We start from the raw sequence: 25101 nt of genomic DNA, 5'->3' as shown, positions 1-25101 counted from the left end.
GTAAATCAGCGCGCTCAAAAAGAGGCTGTTCCTAGGTTCTGTCGCGTTTTGTTTTTGTGTTTCTTGTTCTGTTTGCCTTGGTGCCAAATAGAACGTTCGAGAAGAGCTTTTGCTTTGTTTGTGCGCTGTTTTTAAGTGATTCATCTAGTGCTAAAGCGTCGTCTTTCAGGCCTTGTAAGTACACAATCATAGGTGTGCCATAGAAGGCCTCGTTCGTGATATCCCGAAGAGTGACCGTTTGTGTTGATTTGTTATGGGTATGGTTTTTATTGTGGGCGATGACGTGCGAGTGCCAATCGAAAGCGCGGAGCCTTTCATAGGCATCGTCGCTCCTTATAAAACGAGCGAGGTAGTACCATTTCGGAAAATCATCGTTTCGACCTACGGTCCATGATATCGAATTTCTGGAATCAGCGCTTTTGCTGACGGACATGTCTAGGTAAAATAACAAAAAGGCCTTTGCGGGATTTTTATCGACATCTATAGCCCTAAGATCAGAGGCAAGAGATGATATTCGCGGAGCAAGGAATTCCTGTTCAAATCGGTCACGATTTATATCCGATAGAAGCTGGACTACAGAATCGTTAGGCTTCTTCTTGACGATTTGTTCGACAACATTGCCCCAATCATCAAGGTCTCGAGAAGCCAGGAAAACTGCGAAGAAGTATTCCTGGAATGATCTGTGGACGTAGCTGTAATTATCGCCCTCTTTAATCAACATCGAGATTGAAGAACACAGGTCCGTCAAAAAGTCCTCTGCCTTTTCATTGCTTCGGCAGTACTTCATGGCTTTATTTGCCGAATCCAAGGCAGGGGCGCGCTTCATGCTCGGTCCATGATCCATATATGAAAAAGCGCTAAAAGCTGCTAACGTTGCCCTGAAATCGTCGACCGAGAACGTCGTTTGAAACTTACGTCTAAACGCGGTGCCTTTTGTTGCGTCGTGACGATAAAATAGGACATCAAAAGTCTGCCCAAAGAACAAATGCATCTTTTGAGGTATCTCAGCGCCTTGTCCAAAAGTAAGGAGCATAATGTTACAAAGTAATGGGTTTGATAGGTACGAGCCGTGCGTGCTATAAAGTCCGCCGTCTTTAATCAACTTTAGAAAATCTGATTTCGTTGTTTTATCATATTTAAGCTTTTTTACTAGAGATAACGCCTGATTTCTAGTAAAGCCCTGCATCTCAGCGACAAAAAACTCATTCCATGATTGAAATATTTCGTCGGGTCTACTTGTGGTAACTACAAGATTGTCGCCAAATGAATATGTTAGATCGATTATCTCCTGAGCCATTCCCTTTCGAATATCGTAGTCTACTTCATCAAAGCCATCCAAAAGGAATAGAAACTTTCCCGTACGCAGCGCGTATTCGAACAAATCCGTGTCAAACTGCGGGCACACCGATTTGAGAAGCTGGTGAAGGTATTGGATCAAAGAGAGGTTTTTTGGAACATTTCTCAATTCTACGAAAAACGGGATGCGTTCGCGTGCCTCGTTGTAGTAACGTATGAACAAATGTTTCAGGAATACCGATTTTCCTGAGCCACCCAGTCCTGTAATGATAAAAAATCTGTCTCTTTCCAGTAATCCCAGGAAGTCGTCTTCATTAAATATTTTATCATCGATTTTTAAGTGAGGGGACTCGAAAGTAGCTTCAAGTGAAACTGGAGCCCCGGAGTTCAGTAGTGTTTTTATTTTTGAATATTGCCTATAATTTCTCTCAAGAAATTTCCTGAAACCATATTCGATGTCTACGGAAAGCTTTGCGGCTTCTTTTTGCCCGAGATTTTTCAGATAGGTCAGAACTTCTCTAGCGAGCTGTGCCCCTGCGGCTATAGCGCCAGGAGGTAACGTATTCATCGGATTTCCATTTCGTCGCGTTTTGAATTGAATGGCTAGGTTTGGTTGTTTCGATACATCGTACTCAACTTATGTAAAGCACGGTGATGCGACCTGGTAAATCATTCAATTTTTTTTCGAAGTGGATAACCGCAGTTTGTCCTGAACCCGTTAAATGAACACAGTGTCACGAGCGTTGATGAGCATACGTATAGACGTCTGTCGTTGACAGGAGCACGCAATTGGTACACATAGGTCGCAGCGGCGGCTAAAAAGAACCCGCAAAATAAGGTTTTTTGCGTTACCGTTAGAGAGTTCGAATCTCTTCGGGTGCGCCATTTCTTTTTCCTTAAAATAAGCTTCCGAGACGACGACACTGGTTGTCGTGCGCCGACGCGTATCTTCAAATGGTGTTCCGCCCGTATTCGCGGCGAAGCTTCGCAACGCTGAATGAATTTCGAACATAGCGAATATATGTTGAAGTCCTACGCTCATCAGATGGCGCAACGTGAAAACCATCTTTGCAACGGGCAAGATGTCTAAATGCTCGATTGCTGAAAGCGACGCGCGTCTCTCGCCGCTGATCTGGCGTGGCATGGCGAAGGCGAGAGAGCTTGCCAAGGCTTGAGCTCGTCTGACTCTCCCCGCCGGAGAGTTTTAGTTCCGCCGACCCGGTTTTCAGCCGGTCAAAGCGTGCTGAAAAGACATCCGAATACCCCCCTCAATATTAGTGGTTTTAGGCGGAGGTCTATACCGTAACGTTTTCCTATGGCCCGGGATTGTCGGGCTTTCGAGTGTCATCGAACTTTCCGCAAACCTTCGTCATCCTGTCACACAACAACAGCATATGCGCTCCAGAAAAGGAGCGCAGAATGACGCCACAATCACTTGAGCTTTCGGGAATCGGCAAGGGCTTTGGCGCTGACGATGTTCTGAAAGAGATCGACCTCTCCATCCGTCCGGGAGAGTTTTTGTCCCTCGTCGGCATGTCGGGCTGCGGCAAGTCCACGCTGCTGCGCATCATCGCAGGTCTGGAATCACCGGATCGCGGTTCGATCTCGATCGGTGGACAGGATGTGACCGACATCGATCCCAGCGATCGTAATCTCGCGATGGTGTTCCAGTCCTATGCGCTTTATCCGCATATGAGCGTGCGCCAGAATATTGCGACGCCGTTGCGCATGCGGCGTCTGCCCTTGGCGGCCCGCCTGCCGCTGGTGGGGCGGTTCGCAGCGCCGGCAGAAACATTGAAGCAGATCGATGCGGCCGTTGAGCAGGCGGCCGAGACGCTGCAGATCGCGCATTTGCTGGATCGCAAGCCGGCGCAGCTTTCCGGTGGCCAGCGCCAGCGTGTGGCGCTTGCGCGGGCGCTGGTGCGTTCGCCCGCAGCCTTCCTGATGGATGAGCCGCTTTCCAACCTCGACGCCAAGCTCCGCGCCCACATGCGTGAGGAACTGGCGGGCCTGCATCGCCGGCTCGGGGCAACCTTCATCTATGTCACTCACGACCAGATCGAAGCCATGACCATGTCCGACCGCATCGCCTTGATGTCGGAAGGCCGCATCGAACAGCTGGGCACGCCGGACGAGCTTTATCGCAAGCCCGCCACACTGACCGTCGCCCGCTTCATCGGCACACCATCGATCAACCTGCTACCGGTCGAAATCGATACGCAGGGTAAGGTCACGGCGTTTGGACGCGATCTCGGCCTGGAGGGTGCGGGCCGCGATGCCGGCCCGGCGACGCTCGGCCTTCGCGCCGAAGATTTGCGTCCGGGCACGGAGGGCTTCGCCGTGCGTGTGGTGCGCAGCGAAACGCACGGCGCCGACCGTTACGTGAGCTGCCGCCTGCTGAACGACGAGACTGTCGCCGTCACCTTGCGGCAGGGGGCGGGCGAGGCGTTGGGTGCCGACGCCAATGGCGTTTTGACTCTCGGCTTTGCGCCGGATCGTGCGCATCTTTTCGCAGCCGATGGCCTGCGTCGCAAGGTGATAGTGCGCGAACGGGTGCCGGCATGACGGCGGTTGATTTCTCCTCGGCTGCGCGCACGAAGGCGCGCCCGCGGCAGTCAAAGGCAGACCGGCGGATGATCTGGCGCGGCCTGATGTTTGCCGCACCCGCAAGCCTGCTGCTCTTCGCGATCTATATTGCCCCGATGGTCGTTCTGGCCGCTTTTTCTGTCACCGACTACCAGCTGGGTTCGCTCTCCACCCGCTTTGTCGGTCTGGGCAACTTCATCAAGGCATTTCAGGACCCGGTTTTCCTGCGTGCGCTGGTGAATACCGCCATCTATGCGCTCATCGTCATTCCCTTCGGCGTGTTTCTCGCACTCGGCGCGGCTTTGCTTGTTTATAACCGCAAACGCAGCCGCGCTTTCTGGGAAGTGGCCTATTTCCTTCCCGTCACCGCAACGCTCGTCGCCATGGCAACGGTTTGGCAGTTCCTGCTGCACCCGTCCCTTGGGCCGGTGAACGCGGCAATCAAGTGGTTCGGTTTCGAACCGGTCGCGTTTCTCTCCAACCCCGTTCTCCTAATCCCAACCATGGCGCTGATGGGCGTCTGGCAGGTTCTGGGCTTCAACATGGTGCTGTTCCTTGCCGGCCTCACGGCCATTTCGAAGGATCTGCATGAGGCGGCGCGGCTGGATGGCGCCAGGAACCCGATCGACCGGTTTTTAACCGTCACATGGCCGATGCTGGGGCCGACGACCATGTTTGTGGTCGTTACCACCTCCATCTCCGCCTTCAAGGTGTTCGAGACGGTCGCCGTGCTGACCAAGGGCCGCTCCGGTTCCGAGACCCTGCTCTACGATCTTTATCTTGAAGGTTTCGAATATTCCAACACCGGTTATGCCGCTGCGCTGACGACCATCTTCCTCGCGATCGTGCTGATCCTGTCTATCGGCCAGACGCTGCATATGGACCGGAAGGTGCATTACTGATGGCCGCGTTCCGCAAATATCTCCCGCATCTCGTGCTTGCGCTCGGTGCTTTCGTAATGCTCCTGCCGTTCTATTGGATGGCGCTGACCTCGATCCGCTCGCCTGCTGAAATATTCGACGTCTCCCTGTGGCCGGTTCCGCAAAAGTTCGACGCTGTCGATAACTATGCCCGGGCGGCAGGGCAGGTGCCGATGGCGCGCTTCATGCTGAACGGCGTCATCGTCTGCGGCGGCATTCTCGTCGTGCAGATCCTGACCTCGGTTCCCACGGCCTATGCTCTGGCAAAGCTCCGCTTCCCCGGCCGCAAGCTGCTACTGAGCCTCGTCATTGCAGCACTCTGCGTTCCCATCCAGGCGCTGGCGTTGCCGCTCTTCGTCGGGCTGGCCAAGACGCAACTTTTGAACACCTACTTCGCGATGATGATGCCGTTCTTCCTTTCGGTTTTCGCCATCTTCCTGTTCAACCAGTCCTTCCGCAGCTACCCCGATGAAATCATCGAGGCTGCCCGCATGGACGGTTTTTCGGAAATGGAAATCTGCTGGGGGCTGGTGCTTCGCGGTTCACTACCGTCGCTCGCGGCTTTCTCGATCTTTTCGCTCGTTGCCCACTGGAACGATCTCTACTGGCCGATGATCGTCATTTCCGACACCAATCTCGCCCCGCCGCCGCTTGGCATGATGCTTTTCGCCGATGTCGAATCCGGCGCCAATTACGGTGCGCTGATGGCGGGCGCCACACTGATTACCGCGCCGATGGTGCTGTGCTTCCTCCTCGCACGGCGGCACTTCATCGCCGGTATTACCATGACCGGCGTCAAGTGACGTCGTTCAGATTTCCTCCTCCCAACCTCTCTGGAGACTGACATGAAACTCAACCGACGCGCTGTGATGGGCGGTCTGGCTCTCGGCATGGCTTTTGCGGGCCTCGCTCAGCCGGTTCTGGCCAATGAAATCACGCTCAATGTTCTTTACAACCTGCCGGGCTTCACCAAGTTTCATCAGCCGCTGGCCGATGAATTCATGAAAAAGAACCCGGATGTGAAGATCAACTTCCTGGCTCCAGCAGCCGGTTATAACGAAGGGCAGCAGCAGGTTCTGCGCTCTGCCGTCACTGGCAATCTGCCCGACGTTTACTTCTCTGGCTACAATCTGACGGCGGAACTGGTGCACACGCTCGCACCGCGCAACCAGATCACCGATCTCGGCCCGTTCATTCAGGCTGAAGGCGGTCAGGCTTTCCTCGACAAGAACTATAGCCCCAAGATGGCCGCGCTTGGCCAGATCGATGGCAAGCAGTACGGCCTGCCGGTCAATGCATCCTCGCCGATCATCTACATCAACTCCGACCTCGTCACCAAGGCTGGCGGCGACCCGGACAAGATGCCGACAACCTTCCCTGAGCTGATCGCTCTCGCCAAGAAGATCAAGGCTCTCGACCCCAAGTTTGCCGGCATGAGCTACGACATCAATGGCTGGCCGGATGACTGGTTGTGGCAGGCGCTCATCGTCGAACAGGGCGGCAAGCTCGTTGACGAGAAGACCAAGACCGTTGCCTTCGACAACGAGATCGGCCTCAACGCCCTGAAGATGACCCGTCAGTTCGTCACCGAAGGTGGCCAGAACCTTCTCGACTGGGATCAGTCGCGCCAGCAGTTCGGTGCAGGCCTCACCGGCTTCATCTTCTCCACGCCCGCTCACGTTCAGACGATCCAGGGCTTGGTTGGCGATCGCTTCAAACTGAAGACGGCGACCTTCCCGCTCGACAACAAGGAGAAGGGCGGCGTGCCGACCGGCGGCAACTCTGCCGTCATCCTGACGCAGGAAAAGGCCAAGCAGGATGCTGCCTGGAAATACCTGAAGTGGATCACCGGTCCGGAAGCACAGAACACCATCGTTCGCATTACCGGCTACCTGCCGACCAACAAGCTGGCAACCGGCCCGGACTTCCTCGCGCCTTATTATGTTGAGAACCCGAATGTGAAGACCGCTTCGCTTCAGGCTGACCGTTCGCTCCCCTGGGCCGGTTATCCGGGTGGCGATTCCGTCCGCATCTGGCGCACCCAGCGCGACATCATCGGCACCGTCATGCGCGGTGAAGTAACGCCGGAAGCGGGTCTCAAGCAGATTGTCGAGCAGACCAACGCCCTGCTGAAATAAGCAGAGCCATGAAAGAGGCTGCGGGGAAATCCGTTCCCGCAGCCATTTTGCGCAGAAAGACCCTCTTATGAAGATCATCCAGATCACCGATACCCATCTTCTGCCGCCCGGCATCGCGATAAACGGCGTCGACCCGGAAAAGCAGCTGCGCGCGGCAATCGCCGATATCGTCGAAAAACACGCCGATGCCGATCTTCTCGTCATGACAGGCGATCTTTGCAATTACGGCGAGCCGGAGGCCTATGAGCTGCTGCGTGATATCCTTGCGCCCGTCTCCATTCCCACGAGGTTGATGCTCGGCAATCATGATCGCCGTCCTGAATTCGTGGCGGCCTTTCCGGAACAGCCGCGCGACGATAACGGCTATATCCAGTCCTTCATCGATACGGATTTCGGTCGCCTTCTGTTTCTCGACAGCCACGAAGCCGATGTGATCGGCGGCATCTATGGCGCGGATCGTCTGGCATGGCTGGGGAGTGCGCTGGAAAGCGCGGGCGATCTGCCGGTGACGGTGTTCATTCATCACCCGCCGATGGATTGCGGCATCCGCCATTTCGAACATATCGGCATGCATGATGATGGTGCTGTCATGCGCCGGCTCGCCGCTCACCCGGCCGGTGTGCGTCACATCATCTTTGGCCATATCCATGTGCCGATGGCAGGTACGACCGCGGAGGGCATTGCCTATAGTTCCGGTCAGGCCTGCGCCCATCGTTTCATCACGGATATTGATGTTGTCGATCCGCTGTGGACGGGTGGTAATCCCTGTTACCGGGTCATAAGCCTTGGTGCATTCGGCCTGCGTGCCTATGACGCGGAAGTTGGGCAGGCCGTTCTGGGCCAGGCGCCCGTTTGCGAAGGCCCCTGACAAGCGGTGATTCTTCGGACTGCGATGAGGCGCCTTCGCCTCGTCGCTTGCCCGCGAGGCAGAGGTCTGGCGGAAGTCCTGTGCAACCGGGAGGCTGCGATCGTCTGAAGACCCCACGGCCTGTCGCGCCGATGCACCACTACCGATCTGTTGAACGGGATTTGCTGCGCCAAAGCCATGGTTCCGTTCAAACTCTTGATCTATGTCAGTTTCACCGATGAAACTGCACGCCATAGTCGCCGCGAGATGGCCGACCAAATGCCGTGCCATCGTGATGACAGATCATGGAGAAGTGCATGCTTGAAAAGCGTATCCGCAACGCGTCCCTCTTGAGCAGGATCGTCAGTGCCGAAGAGGCTGCCAGTCTCATTCAGGATGGCATGACGGTGGGCATGAGCGGTTTTACGCGCGCCGGTGAAGCCAAGGCCGTGCCGCTGGCGCTGGCCGAGCGCGCCAAGACCAACCCCATGAAAATCACTCTGATGACCGGCGCCTCCCTCGGCAACGATCTCGACAAGACCATGGTCGAGGCCGGCATGCTGGCCCGTCGCATGCCGTTCCAGTCCGATCCGGCTCTGCGCAAGGCGATCAATGACGGGAAGGTGATGTTCATCGATCAGCATCTTTCCGAAACGGTCGAGCAATTGCGCGGCGGCCAGATCCACGGCGTCGATATCGCCATCGTTGAAGCAGTTGCGATTACGGCAGACGGAGGCATCGTGCCCACCACCTCCGTCGGCAATTCCGCAAGCTTCGCGATCCTGGCCGATAAGGTGATTGTCGAGATCAACCTGTCCCAGCCCGAGGTGCTCGAAGGGTTGCACGACATTTTCATTCCCGCCAAACGCCCGACCCGCATGCCCATTCCCGTGGTCGCGACGGATAGCCGTGTCGGCTTGCCCTTCATACCGGTGTCGCCGGAAAAGATCGCCGCCATCGTGCTGAGCGATAAGAGCGACAGTTTTTCGACGGTGCTGCCGCCTGATGACGAGACAAAGGCGATTGCCGGGCATCTCACGGAGTTCCTGCTGAACGAGGTCCGTCACGGCCGCATGACCCACGAACTCCAGCCGTTGCAGGCAGGCATCGGCACCATCGCCAATGCCGTTATGCATGGCTTCATCGATACGCCGTTTCATGATCTTAAAATGTATTCGGAGGTTCTTCAGGATTCGACCTTCGAACTGTTCGATGCGGGCAAGCTCACCTTCGCCTCCGGTTCGTCAATTACGCTCTCTTCCGCCATGAACGAAAAGGTCATGCCGCGTCTTGCAGACTACAAGAGCAGGCTGATCCTGCGCCCGCAGGAGGTGAGCAATCACCCGGAAGTCATCCGCCGTCTCGGCATCATCGGCATCAACACAGCTCTGGAATTCGATATTTACGGGAACGTCAATTCCACCCATGTCGGCGGAACCCATATGATGAACGGCATTGGCGGTTCCGGCGATTTTGCCCGTAATGCCTATATGTCCATTTTTGTTACCAAGTCGATCGCCAAGGGTGGCGCAATCTCAAGCGTGGTGCCGATGGTCAGCCATGTCGATCACACCGAACATGATGTCGATATTCTGGTCACCGAAACGGGTCTCGCCGATCTACGCGGTCTCGCCCCCCGCGAGCGCGCCACTGTCATCATTGCCAATTGCGTCCATCCGGATTATCGCGATGCGCTGGCTGACTATTATCACCGGGCGACAGCGCGGGGCGGGCACACGCCGCATCTCATCGAAGAGGCGCTGTCGTGGCATCAGGCGCTGTGGGAAAAGGGCACGATGCGACCTCAGCAATAGGCGTTGAAGCAGGGTGTCCACTTACCGTTCTTTCGACCGGCAATTGGGTCCGTTTGGACACACCGGTGGGGAAAGTGCCCGCCACGCCGCTTAGGTTGCTGGCGCGACAGTTCCGCCTCCGGTAGAAAATCCTCTCCACCCAGCCGCTATCGAGCTGCCTCAGGGTTGCAGGAGAGTGATGTAATGCCCATTCGCTTCGTCGCCATGATAGCGATTGTCGCCCTGCTTGCCGGTTGCGGCGGGCGGCCGATCGGCGTGATGACGCCAACGGGACAAACTGTGGCTGGCACGACGCCGGTCAATCTCCTCGTTGCGACAACGCGCGCGCCTTCCGAAAATCCCGCGGTTCTTTTCGGCGGCGAGCGGGGAACGGGGCTGAAGGTCGATGCGGTCACGGTCTCCATTCCGCCTGCCGCCAACCGCAAGATCGGTCAGGTGCAATGGCCGAAAAAACTGCCACCCAATCCGCTGAAGGATTTTACCACGGTTGCGATTGAGCCGATCCGCTCCGAAGCCGAAACCAGAAGCTGGATCAGTAAGAATATCGCCAAGGATCGCCGGGTGCTGGTCTTCGTGCATGGTTTCAACAATCGTTACGAAGAATCCGTCTACCGTTTCGCCCAGATCGTCCATGATTCCGGCACGGATGTCGTGCCTGTCGTGTTCACCTGGCCGTCGCGCGCGAGCATCTTCGACTATAATTACGATAAGGAAAGCACCAACTATTCCCGCGATTCGCTGGAGGAGATGCTGACGCGACTGGCGAAAGACAAATCCATTCGCGAAGTCACCGTCATGGCCCATTCCATGGGCACCTGGCTTGCGGTGGAGGCACTGCGCCAGATGGCCATCCGCAACGGCCGCGTCGATCCCAAGATCAGCAATGTCATTCTGGCGGCGCCTGATCTCGATGTGGACGTCTTTAGCCGACAGTTCACCAGCCTCGGCAAGATGCCGCCGAAATTCACGCTCTTCGTCTCGCAGGATGACCGCGCGCTCAGCCTGTCGCGCCGCATTTCCGGCAATGTCGATCGCCTGGGTCAGATCGATCCTTCCGTTGAGCCCTATCGCAGCCAGCTGGAAAAGGCCGGCATCACGGTTCTCGATCTCACCAAGCTGCAATCCGGTGATCGCCTGAACCACGGCAAGTTTGCTGAGAGCCCCGAGGTCGTCCGCCTGATCGGCGACCGTCTTATCGCGGGCCAGACGGTGACGGATTCCGACGTCGGTCTGGGCGAGGCGCTGGGCGCGGTCAGCATCGGTGCCGCGCAAACCGTCGGAACGGCGGCCAGCGTGGTGGTCAGCGCGCCGATTGCGGTCTTCGATCCGCGCACGCGGGAGAATTATGGCAGGCAGGTGGAGCGGCTTGGCCGATCCGTCGAAAACACCGTCGGATCGGTGGGCGATACGGCCGGTTCCGTGGTGGACGATCAGGCGCTTCAGTCTTCCAGGGTCAACTGCGATGCTGCCGCCAATCGAAACCGGGCGGAGTGCCGCAGTCGCTAAGGCCCCGTTGCGGCCGGAGCGCTGCGAGAACGTCAGGCGTTTTTGTCATCGCGCCTCGCAGATTTGTATACAGCTTGTATTTTTATCTGTATGGTTGGGCTAACAACCCCACTTCCGGAGTAGACCCCCATGCGTTGGAAACGCACCCTCCAGCTTCTCGATGTCCATTGCGAAGGCGAAATCGGCCGTGTCGTGACCGGCGGCGCGCCGAAAATTCCCGGCAACACGGTCGCTGAGCAGCTTCATTGGATGAATACCGATCCGCAGGGCGAGGCGCTTCGCCGCTTCCTGACGCTGGAGCCGCGCGGCACGCCGATGGGCTCGGTCAATCTGCTGCTGCCGCCAAAGCATCCGGAGGCGCATGCCGCCTTCGTCATTCTCCAGCCGGATCAGGCACATGCCAGTTCGGGTTCGAATTCCATTTGCGCGACGACGGCGCTTCTGGAAAGCGGCATGGTGGAGATGCAGGAGCCGGAAACTGTTATCATTCTCGAAACGGCCGCTGGTCTCGTCAAAGCAACGGCCACCTGCCGCGACGGGCGCTGCGAAAAGGTCAAGCTGACCATGGTGCCGTCCTTCGTGCATGAGCTCGATGTCAGCATCGACACGCACGAATGGGGCAGGGTGACGATGGATATTTCCTACGGTGGCATTTTTTATGCGCTGGTCGATGTCCGCCAGATCGGCCTGACGATCGAAAAGGCCAATGCCGCGAAGCTGGTCTCGGCGGGCATGATCCTGAAGGACCTGGTGAACCGCGAAATGACCGTTGTGCATCCGGAAATCCCGGCCATATCAGGCGTTGCCTATGTGATGTTCCGTGATGTGGATGCGGATGGCTCCATCCGCACCTGCACCACCATGTGGCCGGGCCGGGCGGATCGCTCGCCCTGCGGCACCGGCAATTCCGCCAATCTCGCCACGCTTTATGCGCGCGGCAAGGTGAAGGTGGGCGACGAGTATAAATCCCGCTCGATCATCGGTTCGGAATTCGATGTCGGCCTTTCCTCCGTGACCGAAGTGGCCGGCCGTCCGGCCGTCATTCCCACCATTGCCGGGCGCGGCTTTACCTTCGGTCTGCATCAGGTCGGCCTCGATCCCTTCGACCCATTGGCCGATGGTTTCGCCATGACCGATGTCTGGGGTCCGGAAGCGGGCAACATCTGAAGCACGCTTTAAAAAAATGACATTTACGGCTGCCTGATCGTGTCGGGCGGCTGTTTTCCCGCGACAAAAGATGCTAAGCGGGCGCAATTCCATCATGCTCCGAGGTATCCCGATGAAGTCGCTCACCCTGCGCCGCCCTGATGACTGGCACCTGCATCTTCGTGATGGCGCCATGCTGGAAGGGGTGATCGGGGATACGAGCCGCCATTTCGCACGCGCCATCATCATGCCGAACCTGGTGCCACCCGTTGTCACCACGGCCGATGCCCGCGCCTATCGCGAGCGCATCGTCAAGGCGATCCCGGCGGGCGATCGCTTCGAGCCGCTGATGACCCTCTATCTGACAGAGGATACCGACGCCGACGACGTGGAAGAGGGCAAGAAAAGCGGCCTCATCACCGCCGTTAAGCTTTATCCCGCGGGTGCGACGACCAATTCTCACGGCGGTGTCCGCGATTTTAACAAGGCCATGCCGGTTCTGGAGCGCATGGCGAAGATCGGCCTGCCACTCTGCGTGCACGGTGAGGTGACGACACCGGAAGTCGATATTTTCGACCGCGAGAAGGTTTTCATCGATACGGTTCTGGAGCCGCTGCGCCAGCGCCTGCCGGAGCTCAAGGTGACGATGGAGCACATCACCACCCTAGATGGCGTCGACTATATCAAGTCTTCCAAGGCCAATCTCGCCGGCTCCATCACCACCCATCATCTTATCATCAACCGCAACGCCATTCTGGTCGGCGGCATCAAGCCACATTATTACTGCCTGCCCGTCGCCAAGCGCGAGGAGCACAGGCTGGCGCTGCGGGCTGCCGCGACATCGGGTGACGCTCGCTTCTTCCTCGGTACGGATTCCGCCCCGCATGTGGATCCGCTGAAGGAATGCGCCTGCGGCTGCGCCGGCATCTACACGTCCATCAATACGATGAGCTGCCTTGCCCACGTCTTTGAGGACGAAAACGCCCTCGACAAGCTGGAGGCCTTCGCCTCGCTGAATGGTCCCGCCTGGTATGGGCTCACGCCGAATGAGGAGACGATCACGCTGGTCAAGCGTGACGAGCCAGTGTCATTCCCGGCCAAGATCGAAACGGGCGCCGGGCCGGTGACCGTATTCGACCCGATGTTCCCGCTTCACTGGGACGTGAACTGATTTTATGACCGCCGGCACTGCCGGCGGTTTTGTTATGGTCTGCCGGCACCTCGGCGGGCGACGACATGCCGAACAATGATGCATGCTTTCCGAGCGCCCAACCGGGCTTTCGGAGCGAGAAACCAGGGCCTAAAAGGAGAACGCCTATGAACCATTTCACATTCACCGACCGCACCGTCGTCGCGGAACTGGTTGCGAAGATGTTGTGGGAAATCAAGGCGGTCCATTTTAATTCAGAAAGCCCCTATACCTTCGCGTCGGGCATGAAGAGCCCGGTGTACATCGACATGCGCAAGCTCATCTCCTTCCCGCGCATCCGCTCGGCGGCGATGGATTTCGCCGCGGCGGCTGTCATGCGGGAGGCCGGTTTCGAGAAATTCGACTGTGTCGCCGGCGGTGAAACGGCGGGCATTCCCTTTGCCGCTTTCCTTGCCGAGCGCCTCGGCCTGCCGATGATCTATTGCCGCAAGAAGCCGAAAGGCCACGGCCGCAACGCCCAGATCGAAGGCCATATGCCGGAAGGCGCTCGCGTTCTGGTCATCGAGGATCTGACGACGGCCGGCGGCTCTATGTTTACCTTCATCGACGCCATCCGCGCGGCGGGCGGCATTGTGGATCACGGTATCGCGCTGTTTTATTACGGCATCTTCGAAGAGGCCAAAGCGCGCTTCGCCAACGGCAATGTCAAGCTGCATTACCTGACCACCTGGCGCGATGTTCTGGCGGTCGCCCGCACCGAAAAACTGTTCGACGAAAAGACCCTGTCGGAGGTCGAAGCCTTCCTTGATAACCCCTTGCCATGGTCGGCAAAGCACGGCGGCGTCAGCGAATTGCCGCAATCTTAATTTCGGATGCGGGCGGCCAGCTTGTGGCTGGCCTTCCGATCCATCTTCGTCTAAATCGATTTAAGTCCATTTGATTTGCTGTTTTGAGGAGGACCGTAATGATCCTGTGTTGTGGTGAAGCCCTGATCGACATGCTGCCCCGGCAGACGACGCTGGGAGAGGCGGGTTTTGCCCCCTATGCAGGCGGAGCGGTCTTCAACACGGCAATTGCGCTGGGGCGTCTCGGCGTTCCCTCCGCTTTCTTCACCGGTCTTTCCGATGACATGATGGGCGATATCCTGCGCGAGACCCTGCGCGCCAGCAAGGTGGATTTCAGCTATTGCGCCACTCTTTCGCGCCCCACCACCATCGCCTTCGTGAAGCTGGTGGATGGCCATGCGACCTATGCCTTCTATGACGAGAACACCGCTGGCCGGATGATCACCGAGGCCGAGCTTCCGGCACTGGGCGCCGATTGCGAAGCGCTGCATTTCGGCGCCATCAGCCTCATTCCGGAACCCTGCGGCAGCACCTATGAAGCGCTGATGACGCGCGAACACGAAAGCCGCGTCATCTCGCTCGATCCGAATATTCGTCCCGGCTTTATCAAGGACAAGCAGTCCCACATGGCCCGCATCCGCCGCATGGCGGCCATGTCGGATATCGTCAAATTCTCGGATGAGGACCTCGCCTGGTTCGGTCTGGAAGGCGATGAGGATACGCTTGCCCGCCATTGGCTGCACCATGGTGCGAAACTGGTCGTCGTTACCCGTGGCGCCAAGGGTGCCGTGGGCTACACCTCGGGTCTGAAGGTCGAAGTCGCCTCTGAACGCGTCGAGGTCGTGGACACCGTTGGCGCGGGTGACACATTTGACGCCGGCATTCTGGCTTCGCTGAAAATGCAGGGGCTTCTCACCAAGGCGCAGGTGGCGTCACTGACGGAAGAGCAGATCAGAAAGGCGCTTGCGCTCGGTGCAAAGGCGGCGGCAGTCACCGTTTCGCGGGCCGGGGCAAATCCACCCTTTGCGCATGAAATTGGTCTCTAACCGGCGTGGTTGAGCCATTTTGACAAGGTGGTTCAACACTCTACCCGGCGTTAAAGCCGTAAAAAGCCGCTTTCGCAGCATTATCGCGCTTGTCTCAGCGGTTTTTTCGCGAAACAAGCGTCGTATGAGTGTACCGAAGACCCACCCTTTTGATTTCGACCCGACCTATGGCATGCAGCGCGAGCAGTTGCTCGCCATCACGCCCCCTGAAGCGCCACCCGGTTTCGATGACTTTTGGGAGAAGCGCTACCGCCGCGCGCTCGCAACTGATCCGCGCCCGGTCCTGCGCCGGAGCAAGCTGAGCGATCGCCGTTGGCAGGTCCTCGATCTGACCTACACCTCCACCGACGGTTTCCGTATCGGTGGGTGGCTGCTGTTGCCGCGCGAAGGACAGGTCCGCCGCGGCCTGGTCGTGGGCCACGGTTATGGCGGGCGTGGCGAGCCGGATTTCGATGTGCCGGTGGAAGAGACGGCCGTGCTGTTTCCCTGTTTTCGGGGCATTTCGCTGAGTGCCTGTCCGCCGATTTCACCTGATCCGGCGCGTCACGTTCTCTATAACATCGAGCGGAAAGACGATTATATCATCGGAGGCTGTGTCGATGACCTCTGGATCGGGGTGTCGACGCTCGTCAGCCTCTATCCCTGGCTGGAAGGGCAGGTGGGCTATAGCGGCATCAGCTTCGGTGGCGGTATAGGCGCTCTGGCGATCCCTTATGATAAGCGCATCGACCGTGGCCATCTCGTCGTGCCGACCTTCGGCCACCGGCCGTTCTGGCTGACCCTGCCTACCGTCGGCAGCGCGGATGCGGTCCAGACCTATCAGAAGACCCATGCCGATGTGCTCGAAACCCTGCGCCTATTCGATGCCGCCTGCGCCGCAACTCGAATAAAGGTGCCGATGCTGGTGGCGCCCGCGCTCTTCGATCCGGCCGTGGCGCCTCCCTGCCAGTTCGCGGTGGCCAATGCTCTGCCAGAATCGAAATTTAATGAAATCTTCATCCTCGACGCCGGACATTTCGATTACCCTGACAGCGCATCGCAAGATGCGGTCCATAAGGACAAGGTCAGACGGTTTTTCAAGGTGTCATGAAACGCGAATATTTCCGCTGGTATAGTCACAGGCTCCATCGCGACATGGAGCTCCTGATATTCGGTCATGCCGGCGCGAAGGTGCTGATGTTCCCGACCCGCGACGGGCGCTTCTTCGAATATGAGGAATTGGGTATCGTTGACAGTCTTTCCGACAAGCTGGAGGCAGGCCACCTCCAGCTTTATTGTATAGAAGGTCTGGCAAGGGAAAGTTTCTACGCGGGCCATAACCATCCCGCCGACCGTGTGCGCCGTCATGCCGCACTTGAGGCCTATATTCTCAACGAAGTGCTGCCGCTGATGGCCGGGAAAAATCCTGATGGCAGCACCATTGTGCAGGGTTGCAGCCTCGGCGCCTTTCAGGCCGCCAGCCTCGTCTTCCGCCACCCGCATCTCTTCACCAAGCTCGTCGCCTTTTCCGGCCGCTATGACCTGACGATGAGGGTGGAATCCTTCGGCGATCTGTTCGACGGCTATTATGACGACGACGTCTATTTCCACATGCCGAGCCACTTTCTTCCCGGGCTAAACTGCCCGTGGCGGCTCGATCACCTGCGCCGCATCGACATGGTCTTCACCATCGGCGATGCCGATCCGTTTCTGGACAACAACCATCATCTGAGCCGCCTGCTTTCAGACAAGCAGGTGGGGCACCGGATGCATGTCTGGGAAGGCCGCGCCCATCGGGCGGGCGCGTGGCGCAAGATGGCAGCGCTTTATATTTGAAGACGCAACATTAAAAAGCCGGAGGTGTCTCCGGCTTTTTAGATTGCGGTCGTAACGACTCTCAGCTGGCAAGTCCTGCCAGCGCCTTCACCAGCCCCTGCGTCGAGCTGTCATGGCCGGCAGCACTTTCCTTGCCTTCGACCACTGGAAGCAGGCCGGTTGCCAGTTCCTTGCCAAGCTCCACGCCCCATTGGTCGAAGGAGTTGATGCGGAACAGTACGCCTTCAACGAAGACTCGGTGTTCATAGAGCGCGATGAGGCGGCCAAGCGCAAAAGGCGTCAGCTTGTCGTAAACGAAGGTGATGGAGGGGCGATTGCCGGTGAAGACACGGTGCGGCGCGATGAAATCGGCTTGGCTGTCTTCCATGCCCTTGGAGGTGAGCTGCGCCTTTGCCTCGGCAAGCGTGCGACCCTTCATCAGCGCTTCCGACTGCGCCAGGCAATTGGCGATGAGAAGCTGGTGCTGGTGGCGCAACGCCGGCTCGAAACCATTGGCGGCGATCATGAATTCCGCCGGGATAACGCTCGTGCCCTGATGGATCAGCTGGTAGAAGGCGTGCTGACCATTCGTGCCGGGCTCGCCCCAGACCACCGGGCCGGACTGGCCTGCAACTGGTGTGCCGTCGATGGTAACGCCCTTGCCATTGGATTCCATGTCCAGCTGCTGGAGATAGGCCGGGAAGCGGGATAGGCGCTGGTCATAGGGCAGGATCGCGCGGGTCGGATAGTCCAGCACGTTACGGTTATAAAAGCCGATGAGACCGAGCAGCATCGGCAGGTTTTCGCGGATCGGCGCCTCTCGGAAGTGGCGATCCATGGCGTGGGCGCCATCCAGGAACTTGCCGAAATTGTCCGGCCCGATGGCGATCATCAGCGGCAGGCCGATTGCCGACCAGATCGAATAACGTCCGCCCACCCAGTCCCAGAAACCGAAGATGCGGTCGCTTTCGATACCGAAGGCGGCAACCTTGTCCAGCGCGGTGGAGACGGCGGCGAAGTGATGCTTGACGGCACCCTCACCCAGCTTTTCGGCGATGAAACGGCGCGCGGTGGCAGCATTCGTCATCGTTTCGATGGTGGTGAAGGTCTTCGACGCCACGATGAAGAGCGAGGTCTCCGGGTCGATGAGCTTCAGCGTATCGGCAATATGCGCTCCATCGATATTCGAGACGAAATGCGCCCGCGGGCCGTCATGGAAAGGCGCCAGCGCAAGCGTCGCCATGACCGGGCCGAGATCGGAACCGCCAATGCCGATATTGATGACGTCTGTGATTTTTTTGCCCGTCGCGCCTTTGAGTGAACCGGAACGGATCGCGTCGGCAAACTTGCCCATGGCCGCCAGCACGGCGTTCACATCGGGCATCACGTCCTTGCCGTCAACGAAAACGGGCGTGTTGGAGCGATTGCGTAGCGCCGTATGCAACACGGCGCGGTCTTCGGTGAAGTTGATGGCCTTGCCGGAGAACATCTCCTCGCGTTTGGCCTCGACACCGCCCTCACGGGCAAGCTGCTCGAGAAGCGCGACGATCTCCTCGTTAACGGCGCACTTGGAGTAGTCCATCAACAGGTCATCGAATCTAACGCTGAAACGGCTGAATCTCTTGTCGTCGGCCGCAAAAGCGGCGCGCAGATCGGTTGCGGCTGTGCTGCTTGCCGTTGCTTTCAATTTTTCGATGGTGGCCTGCATCTTATGCTCCTCGGCTTCCGTGGAAGGATGAGGAAACTATTCTTTTTCAAGCGGCCAAATCAAGGCGACTTCGACAAAGAAAGGCGCCTGCACAAAAGAAAGGAGCCGGCTTCCCGGCTCCGTAGGCTTAATTCAGATTGCGCAATTCGCGCCGCAAAATCTTGCCGACATTCGATTTCGGCAGCTCGGTGCGGAACTCGATGATTTTCGGCCGTTTGTAATTCGTCAGGTTCTTGGCGCAGTATGCCTTGAGTTCCGCTTCCGTCAGCGATTGGTCCTTCTTGACGACGAAGAGCTTGACGGTTTCACCGGAATGCTCATCCGGAACGCCGATCGCGGCGCATTCAAGCACACCCGGATGGCCAGCGGCCACTTCTTCCACCTCATTCGGATAGACGTTGAAGCCCGAGACCAGGATCATGTCCTTCTTGCGATCAACGATCTTGGTGTAACCGCGCTCGTCCATGAACCCCATGTCGCCGGAGCGGAAGAAGCCATCTGGCGTCATCGCTTTTGCGGTTTCGTCCGCGCGCTGCCAATAGCCAGCCATGACCTGCGGTCCGCGGATGCAAATCTCGCCAACGTCGCCCGCTGGCAGGCTATTGCCATCCTCGTCGCGAATATCGATCTCGGTGGAGGAGATAGGCAAGCCGATTGTGCCGCTGAACTCCGTTGTATCCAGCCGGTTGACGGTGGCAACGGGTGAGGTTTCCGAGAGCCCGTAACCCTCGGCGATCGGGCAGCCCACAACGGAAAGCCAGCGTTCGGCAACCGGTCTTTGCACTGCCATTCCGCCACCGAGAACCAGAATCAGTGACGACAGGTCCAGCTTGCGGAAATCCTCATTGTTCATGAGCGCGTTGAAAAGCGTGTTGATGCCCGGGAAGATATGCGGTTGATAATGCGACAATTCTTTCACGAAGCCGGGAATATCGCGCGGATTGGCGATCAGCAGATTATGGCCGCCAAGCGCAATGCCCATCAGCGAATTCACCGTCAGCGCAAAGATGTGGCAGAGCGGCAGCGCGCAGATGAAATTGAGAACTTCGGGACGATCCTTGCGGCCGTTGAAGGCGGCGTCCAGCCAGAGGCTAATCTGCGCCTTGTTGGCAAGAAGATTGGCGTGGGTTAGGACTGCGCCTTTGGATACACCCGTTGTGCCGCCGGTATATTGCAGAAAGGCGATGTCCTGCGCTGTCAGACCGACCGGCTTCAGCGAATGTCCCTGGCCATCCTTCAGCATGTCCTTGAAGGTCACGCAGCCGGGAATGGCATAGGCGGGAACCAGTTTTTTCACCTTGCGGACTACGAGATTGACGATGTGGCCCTTGAAGCCAAGCAGATCGCCCATCGCTGCAACGACCACATGCCTTACTGCGGTCTTCGGCACGGCCTGTTGTGCCACATGGGCAAAATTCTCAAGCACGAAGAGGGCCTTCGCGCCTGAATCCTTCAGCTGGTGCTCCAGCTCGCGGGGCGTATAGAGCGGATTGACGTTCACAACGATCATGCCCGCCCGCAGGACGCCATAGACCGCAACGGGGTTCTGCAGGATGTTTGGCATCATCACCGCAACGCGGTCGCCTTTTTCCAGACCACGCGATTGCAGCCAGGCCGCCACGGCGCGGGTCTGTGTCTCCAGCTCACGGTAGGTCAGTGATTTGCCCATGCTGCTGAAGGCTTTGCGATCAGCGAACTGGGCGCAGCTCTTTTCAAGAAGCTGGACGAGGGAAGCGTTCGGCGATGCGGGAATTTCGGCAGGCACGCCGGGCGGATAAGACGCGAGCCAGCGCTTTTCGATGCCGGCATTTACCGTCTGTCCCAGGGACAATTCACTCATGCTGCTCCTCCCAGAGTCTGTGTCTCGCGGGCATTCCCGAGAATGCATTGTTTCGCGTTTCCGCCGCCTTTACTCACGAGGCGCCGCAACAACCGGTTTTAAGCGGGATCGCGGACGCTTCATGTCGCGCCACCGGATAGACCGCTCCTCTCGCTCTCCGGCAGCAAATGATAGACTCCTAATATCTTGACGTCCATCACATCACGAAACCTATTTAACTCTAACGTAAACGTCAATATTGCTGCCGCACATCTCCCCAACTCGTGAAGCGGGCTGATCATCAGCACTCTTTGACTTTAATCCTGATTTGAGCGATCAACAAAAAACGCAGAGCAGGGCAGGATTGGAAATGGCAGGCAGCGCAGCGCTCGAACTGAAATCGGTGGGCAAAAGATTTGGCGATACGGAGGTATTGTCCGATATTGATTTCTCCGTCGAAAGTGGTGAGATCATTTGCCTTGTGGGCCGCTCCGGTTGCGGAAAATCGACCCTGCTGCGTATCGTGGCGGGTGTTGAGACGCCCGATCAGGGCAGTGTATCGCTGAACGGCGCTGTCGTTGCTGGCCCCGGCGTTTTCGTTGAGCCGGAAAAGCGCAATATCGGTTTTGTATTTCAGGATTACGCGCTGTTCCCGCACCTTACCGTCGAGCAGAACGTCATGTTCGGTCTGCGGTCTCTGCCCAAGGCCGAGGCACGGGCGCGCACGGTCGAAATGATCGAGCATGTCCATCTCCAGGATTTGGCGAAACGGTATCCGCATACGCTCTCCGGTGGGGAGCAGCAGCGTGTGGCGCTCGCCCGCGCGCTCGCCCCGCGGCCCGGCCTGTTGTTGATGGACGAGCCCTTTTCCAATCTCGACAGGGGGTTGCGCGACAGTGTCCGCGAGGAAACGCTGGGCCTTCTGCGGAAACTGGGAACGACCGCAATCATGGTCACCCACGATCCGGAGGAGGCGCTTTCGGCCGGTGATCGCGTCGTGCTGATGCAGCGCGGTCGTGTTGTCCAGAGCGGCACCGGTTATGAAATCCATGACAATCCTAGAACCCGCTACGCAGCGGATTTCTTCTGCGCCTTCAACAAGATTGAGGGGCGGGTGAGACAAGGCCGTGTTGAGACGCCACTCGGGCTGCTGGGTGATGCCTCCAATCTGCCTGACGGTCTTGCTGCGATTGCCTATGTGCGCCCGAACGCGATTTCGATCATCGAAGACGAGACGGGTAAAGACGGGATCGCCGGCGAAATATCGAGCCGTGTCTTCCTCGGCGAGATCGAGCAACTGGGCATTGCCGTTCCGGGCCTGTCATCTGCCCTTCGTATGAGGACGATGCAGCGGACGTCGCCCAAGACGAAAGCCGTCCGCGTGGGCATCGATCCCAAGGGCGTGCTGATTTTTACTTAAAGTTGAATAAGCCCTTTCGCATGTTTATCGGGGCTCGATTTTCAACTCTTGGTGATGAAATCAGCCTCGGATTTGATGAAATAAAACTTGATTTAATGCATCATGTATGATGTCTGCTGCTTCCATTGCCGCTATCGGAGAGGGACACGAAACATGACGACATTGACGAAAATTGCGCTGCTCGCCAGCACGGTTGCCTTTGCGGCCGGAGCGGTGAATGCTGCCGAACTCAATATCTACACGACCCGCGAACCGGGCCTGATCCAGCCGCTGCTCGAATCCTTCACCGCATCCAGCGGCGTCAAGGTCAACACTGTGTTCCTCAAGGACGGTCTTGCCGAGCGCGTTCTGAGCGAGGGCGCAAGCTCCCCTGCCGACGTTCTGATGACCGTCGACGCAGGAAACCTGGTTGATCTCGCGGAAAAGGGCGTTACGCAGGCGGTCGAATCCGAAACGCTGACGAAGGCCGTTCCCGCCGAACTGCGCGACGCCAAGGGTCATTGGTTTGCGCTCTCCATGCGTGCCCGCGTTCTCTATGCGGCCAAGGACCTCGATCTTTCTTCCTTCAACTACGAAGACCTTGCCGATGCGAAATGGAAGGGTAAGGTCTGCATTCGTGCTGGTCAGCACCCCTATAACACGGCGCTCTTTGCCGATTATATCGCCCATTACGGCGCTGCTGACACCGAAAAATGGCTTGCCGGCGTCAAGGACAACCTTGCCCGCAAGGCAGGCGGCGGTGACCGCGATGTTGCCAAGGACATCCTCGGGGGCATTTGCGACATCGGCATTGCCAATTCCTATTATGTTGGCCTGATGCGTTCTGGTAAGGGCGGCGAAGAGCAGGTGAAGTGGGGCGAGGCGATCAAGGTTGTCCTGCCGACGTTCAAGAATGGCGGCACGCAGGTAAATATCTCCGGTGCCGCGGTAGCGAAAAACGCACCGAACAAGGCGGAAGCCGTCAAGCTTCTCGAGTATCTCGTATCCGACGAAGCCCAGAAGATCTACGCCGAGGCCAACTTCGAATATCCGGTCCGGCAGGGTGCGGCTCTCAATGAGATCGTCGCTTCCTTCGGCACGCTGAAAATCGACAACAAGCCGCTGACCGAAATCGTCTCGCACCGCAAGCAGGCGAGCGAGCTGGTCGACAAGGTCGGCTTCGACAAGTAAGCAAGCCAACGATAACACGGTGGAAGGCGCTCGCAGCCGCGGGCGCCTTCCCGCGCATTTTACAAGAGCAGATGAACCCAGACGCCACCCAGCCCTCGTTGTCTCCCGCCAGAGCCACGCCATCATCGTCCGTGTGGTGGCTGTGCATCTCCGTGCTGGCGGTTTGTGGCGCCATGGTGCCGGTCCTGGCGCTGGTCTCGCAGGCCTTGCAGGGGTCGGAAGGTCTCTGGACGCATCTCGGCTCCACCGTTCTTGCGACGGCTCTGCCGGAGACCGCAATCCTTCTTGCCGGTGTCGGGCTGCTGGCAGGCATCATTGGCACCTGTGCCGCCTGGCTGGTCACTGCCTACGATTTCCCCGGCCGCAGGGTGCTGGAATGGGCGCTGCTTCTGCCGCTCGCCATGCCGACCTATATCGTCGCTTACGCCTATCTGGATATTCTCCATCCCATCGGGCCGGTTCAGGGCGCAGTCCGCTGGCTGCTGGGTTACTCCAGCCCGCGCGAGTTTCGCCTGCCGGATATCAGGTCCATGACGGGCTGCATCCTCCTCTTGGGCTTCGTCCTGTTTCCCTATGTCTATATTCCCGTCCGGGCGATGTTCCTGACGCAGGCGGGCAATCTGATGGAAGCGGCGCGCACACTCGGCGTTTCCAGACGCGCGGCTTTCTTCAAAGTCGCGGTGCCGCTGGCCCGCCCGGCCATTGCGGTCGGTGTCAGTCTGGCGCTGATGGAAGCGCTGAATGATATCGGCGCGTCGGAATTCCTCGGCGTTCGCACGCTCACCGTTTCCGTTTATACCACCTGGGTCACGAAATCAGACCTGCCAGGCGCGGCCCAGATCGCGCTTTCCATGCTCTTTATCGTCGTTGCCCTCGTTGCGCTGGAACGCTGGGCGCGGCGAAAGCAGCGTTATTCGGTTTCCGTCCAGAAGAGCAGGGCGCTCGGGCCATTGCGGCTGTCAGGTTGGAAGAGCTGGATCGCTTTCACACTCGGCAGCATGCCTGTTGTGGTCGGTTTTGCAGGTCCGGCGAGTTATCTCATCATCGAGGCGTGGAAGCGGTTCCGTTTCAGCGGACTGTCTGCCCGTTTTGCCGAAGAGGCTCTGAACACGATCCTCTTTGCCGGGCTGGCGACCGCGATCACCCTTGTCCTCGGGCTTGCGGTTGCCTACGCCATGCGGCTTGCGCCGGGTCGGGTGTCACTCTGGTCGTTTCGGCTGTCGACGGTCGGGTATGCGGCTCCCGGCACCGTCATCGCCATCGGCGTCCTCATCGCACTTGGCGGTTTTGATCGGTTCGTCGATCAGACCATGCGTCAATGGTTGGGCATATCTACAGGCCTCATCTTCATCGGCAGCGGTGCCGCGTTGATCTATGCATACACCGCACGGTTCCTGACCATCGCGGCCGGCAGCGTCGATGCCGGTCTCAGCCGCATTCCGCAATCCTTCGATCATGCTGCGCGAACGCTGGGTCGATCGGCAACGCAGACGTTCCGCCAGATCCATCTGCCGCTGTCCAAGGCATCGCTGGCTGCGGCCGCACTGCTGATCTTCGTGGATTGCGTCAAGGAGCTTCCCGCAACGCTTCTCCTGCGTCCGCTCAATTTCGAAACCTTCGCGACCCATCTTTATGGCGAAGCAGCGCGCGGGACCTATGAGGAAGCGTCCATCGCAGCGCTGGCGATTGTCGTCATCGGCGTTCTTCCGGTGGTGCTGCTGGCGAGGATCGGCCGTCGTCAGGGCTGACAGCGCCGTCTCTCATGTCACTGGAAGCGGGGAAACCGCGTGAGAAGCCAATAAGCTTCAAATCGTCCCGGAAAACGACAAGCGCGTTGCCTTAATCTTGATGTAAGCACTCATCTTAATTGAGGTGTTGCGGCTGGTCGAATATGGT

The 25101-nt window shown here is 58.1% G+C and carries 19 protein-coding genes and 1 tRNA gene; 17 read left to right on the top strand and 3 right to left on the bottom strand.

Annotation, left to right across the window (positions count from 1 at the left end):
* Positions 1 to 31: 31 nt before the first annotated feature.
* Complete coding sequence (locus AT6N2_RS08590; protein WP_209085655.1) at positions 32 to 1864, bottom strand: NACHT domain-containing protein; 1833 nt, start codon at positions 1862 to 1864, stop codon at positions 32 to 34.
* A gap of 213 nt (positions 1865 to 2077) precedes the next feature.
* Between AT6N2_RS08590 and AT6N2_RS08585 the strand changes: the two genes are divergently transcribed.
* The 14 genes from AT6N2_RS08585 to AT6N2_RS08520 all read left to right on the top strand — a co-directional run bounded on the left by AT6N2_RS08585 (position 2078) and on the right by AT6N2_RS08520 (position 17109).
* Positions 2078 to 2181: transfer RNA gene (locus tag AT6N2_RS08585), tRNA-OTHER, on the top strand.
* Between the two features lie 534 nt (positions 2182 to 2715).
* A complete protein-coding gene (locus AT6N2_RS08580; RefSeq protein WP_186376699.1) occupies positions 2716 to 3861 on the top strand; it encodes an ABC transporter ATP-binding protein in 1146 nt (381 codons plus the stop codon).
* On the top strand, positions 3858 to 4784 hold the full coding sequence (locus AT6N2_RS08575) for a carbohydrate ABC transporter permease (protein ID WP_209085652.1): 927 nt from the start codon (positions 3858 to 3860) through the stop codon (positions 4782 to 4784). Before AT6N2_RS08580 ends, AT6N2_RS08575 begins: the two co-directional genes overlap by 4 nt.
* The gene (locus AT6N2_RS08570) at positions 4784 to 5605 is read left to right on the top strand and encodes a carbohydrate ABC transporter permease (RefSeq protein WP_209085649.1); all 822 of its coding nucleotides are present in this window, start codon (positions 4784 to 4786) and stop codon (positions 5603 to 5605) included. Before AT6N2_RS08575 ends, AT6N2_RS08570 begins: the two co-directional genes overlap by 1 nt.
* A 42-nt stretch (positions 5606 to 5647) precedes the next feature.
* A complete protein-coding gene (locus tag AT6N2_RS08565; RefSeq protein WP_209085646.1) occupies positions 5648 to 6940 on the top strand; it encodes an ABC transporter substrate-binding protein in 1293 nt (430 codons plus the stop codon).
* Positions 6941 to 7007: 67 nt separating this feature from the next.
* Positions 7008 to 7808, top strand: a complete 801-nt coding sequence (locus AT6N2_RS08560) for a phosphodiesterase (RefSeq protein WP_209085643.1) — start codon at positions 7008 to 7010, stop codon at positions 7806 to 7808.
* A 296-nt stretch (positions 7809 to 8104) separates the two neighbouring features.
* Positions 8105 to 9601: an acetyl-CoA hydrolase/transferase family protein gene (locus AT6N2_RS08555; RefSeq protein ID WP_209085641.1), complete on the top strand. Its 1497-nt coding sequence runs from the start codon at positions 8105 to 8107 to the stop codon at positions 9599 to 9601.
* Positions 9602 to 9784: 183 nt separating this feature from the next.
* Positions 9785 to 11107, top strand: a complete 1323-nt coding sequence (locus AT6N2_RS08550) for an alpha/beta hydrolase (RefSeq protein WP_209085639.1) — start codon at positions 9785 to 9787, stop codon at positions 11105 to 11107.
* A gap of 129 nt (positions 11108 to 11236) precedes the next feature.
* Positions 11237 to 12274 carry a proline racemase family protein gene (locus AT6N2_RS08545; protein WP_209085637.1) on the top strand — a complete coding sequence of 346 codons (1038 nt, stop codon included), beginning with the start codon at positions 11237 to 11239 and terminating at the stop codon, positions 12272 to 12274.
* 112 nt (positions 12275 to 12386) lie between these two features.
* Positions 12387 to 13424: a dihydroorotase gene (gene pyrC / locus AT6N2_RS08540; RefSeq protein ID WP_209085630.1), complete on the top strand. Its 1038-nt coding sequence runs from the start codon at positions 12387 to 12389 to the stop codon at positions 13422 to 13424.
* Positions 13425 to 13570: 146 nt separating this feature from the next.
* The gene (locus AT6N2_RS08535) at positions 13571 to 14269 is read left to right on the top strand and encodes an orotate phosphoribosyltransferase (RefSeq protein ID WP_209085627.1); all 699 of its coding nucleotides are present in this window, start codon (positions 13571 to 13573) and stop codon (positions 14267 to 14269) included.
* A gap of 98 nt (positions 14270 to 14367) precedes the next feature.
* Positions 14368 to 15294: a carbohydrate kinase family protein gene (locus AT6N2_RS08530; protein WP_063949580.1), complete on the top strand. Its 927-nt coding sequence runs from the start codon at positions 14368 to 14370 to the stop codon at positions 15292 to 15294.
* A 124-nt stretch (positions 15295 to 15418) separates the two neighbouring features.
* Positions 15419 to 16384: an acetylxylan esterase gene (locus AT6N2_RS08525; protein ID WP_209085624.1), complete on the top strand. Its 966-nt coding sequence runs from the start codon at positions 15419 to 15421 to the stop codon at positions 16382 to 16384.
* Entirely contained in the window at positions 16381 to 17109 is a 729-nt protein-coding gene (locus AT6N2_RS08520) for an esterase family protein (protein ID WP_209085617.1), read from the top strand. The genes AT6N2_RS08525 and AT6N2_RS08520 overlap by 4 nt, the downstream gene beginning before the upstream one ends.
* A 61-nt stretch (positions 17110 to 17170) precedes the next feature.
* Here AT6N2_RS08520 and pgi read toward each other — a convergent pair whose 3' ends face one another.
* Both pgi and AT6N2_RS08510 read right to left on the bottom strand, forming a co-directional pair.
* Positions 17171 to 18796, bottom strand: a complete 1626-nt coding sequence (gene pgi / locus AT6N2_RS08515; RefSeq protein ID WP_209085615.1) for a glucose-6-phosphate isomerase — start codon at positions 18794 to 18796, stop codon at positions 17171 to 17173.
* 127 nt (positions 18797 to 18923) lie between these two features.
* Complete coding sequence (locus tag AT6N2_RS08510) at positions 18924 to 20636, bottom strand: long-chain fatty acid--CoA ligase (protein WP_209085613.1); 1713 nt, start codon at positions 20634 to 20636, stop codon at positions 18924 to 18926.
* Between the two features lie 349 nt (positions 20637 to 20985).
* Between AT6N2_RS08510 and AT6N2_RS08505 the strand changes: the two genes are divergently transcribed.
* The 3 genes from AT6N2_RS08505 (at position 20986) to AT6N2_RS08495 (ending at position 24953) form a co-directional block, all read left to right on the top strand.
* Entirely contained in the window at positions 20986 to 22035 is a 1050-nt protein-coding gene (locus AT6N2_RS08505) for an ABC transporter ATP-binding protein (RefSeq protein ID WP_209085610.1), read from the top strand.
* A 153-nt stretch (positions 22036 to 22188) separates the two neighbouring features.
* Entirely contained in the window at positions 22189 to 23205 is a 1017-nt protein-coding gene (locus AT6N2_RS08500; protein WP_063949586.1) for an extracellular solute-binding protein, read from the top strand.
* A gap of 71 nt (positions 23206 to 23276) precedes the next feature.
* Positions 23277 to 24953, top strand: a complete 1677-nt coding sequence (locus AT6N2_RS08495) for an ABC transporter permease (protein WP_209085607.1) — start codon at positions 23277 to 23279, stop codon at positions 24951 to 24953.
* The last annotated feature ends 148 nt before the right edge of the window (positions 24954 to 25101 follow it).

This window comes from Agrobacterium tumefaciens, from assembly GCF_017726655.1.
Lineage (GTDB): Bacteria > Pseudomonadota > Alphaproteobacteria > Rhizobiales > Rhizobiaceae > Agrobacterium > Agrobacterium tumefaciens_B.
This window is presented reverse-complemented; position numbering and strand designations above follow the sequence as displayed.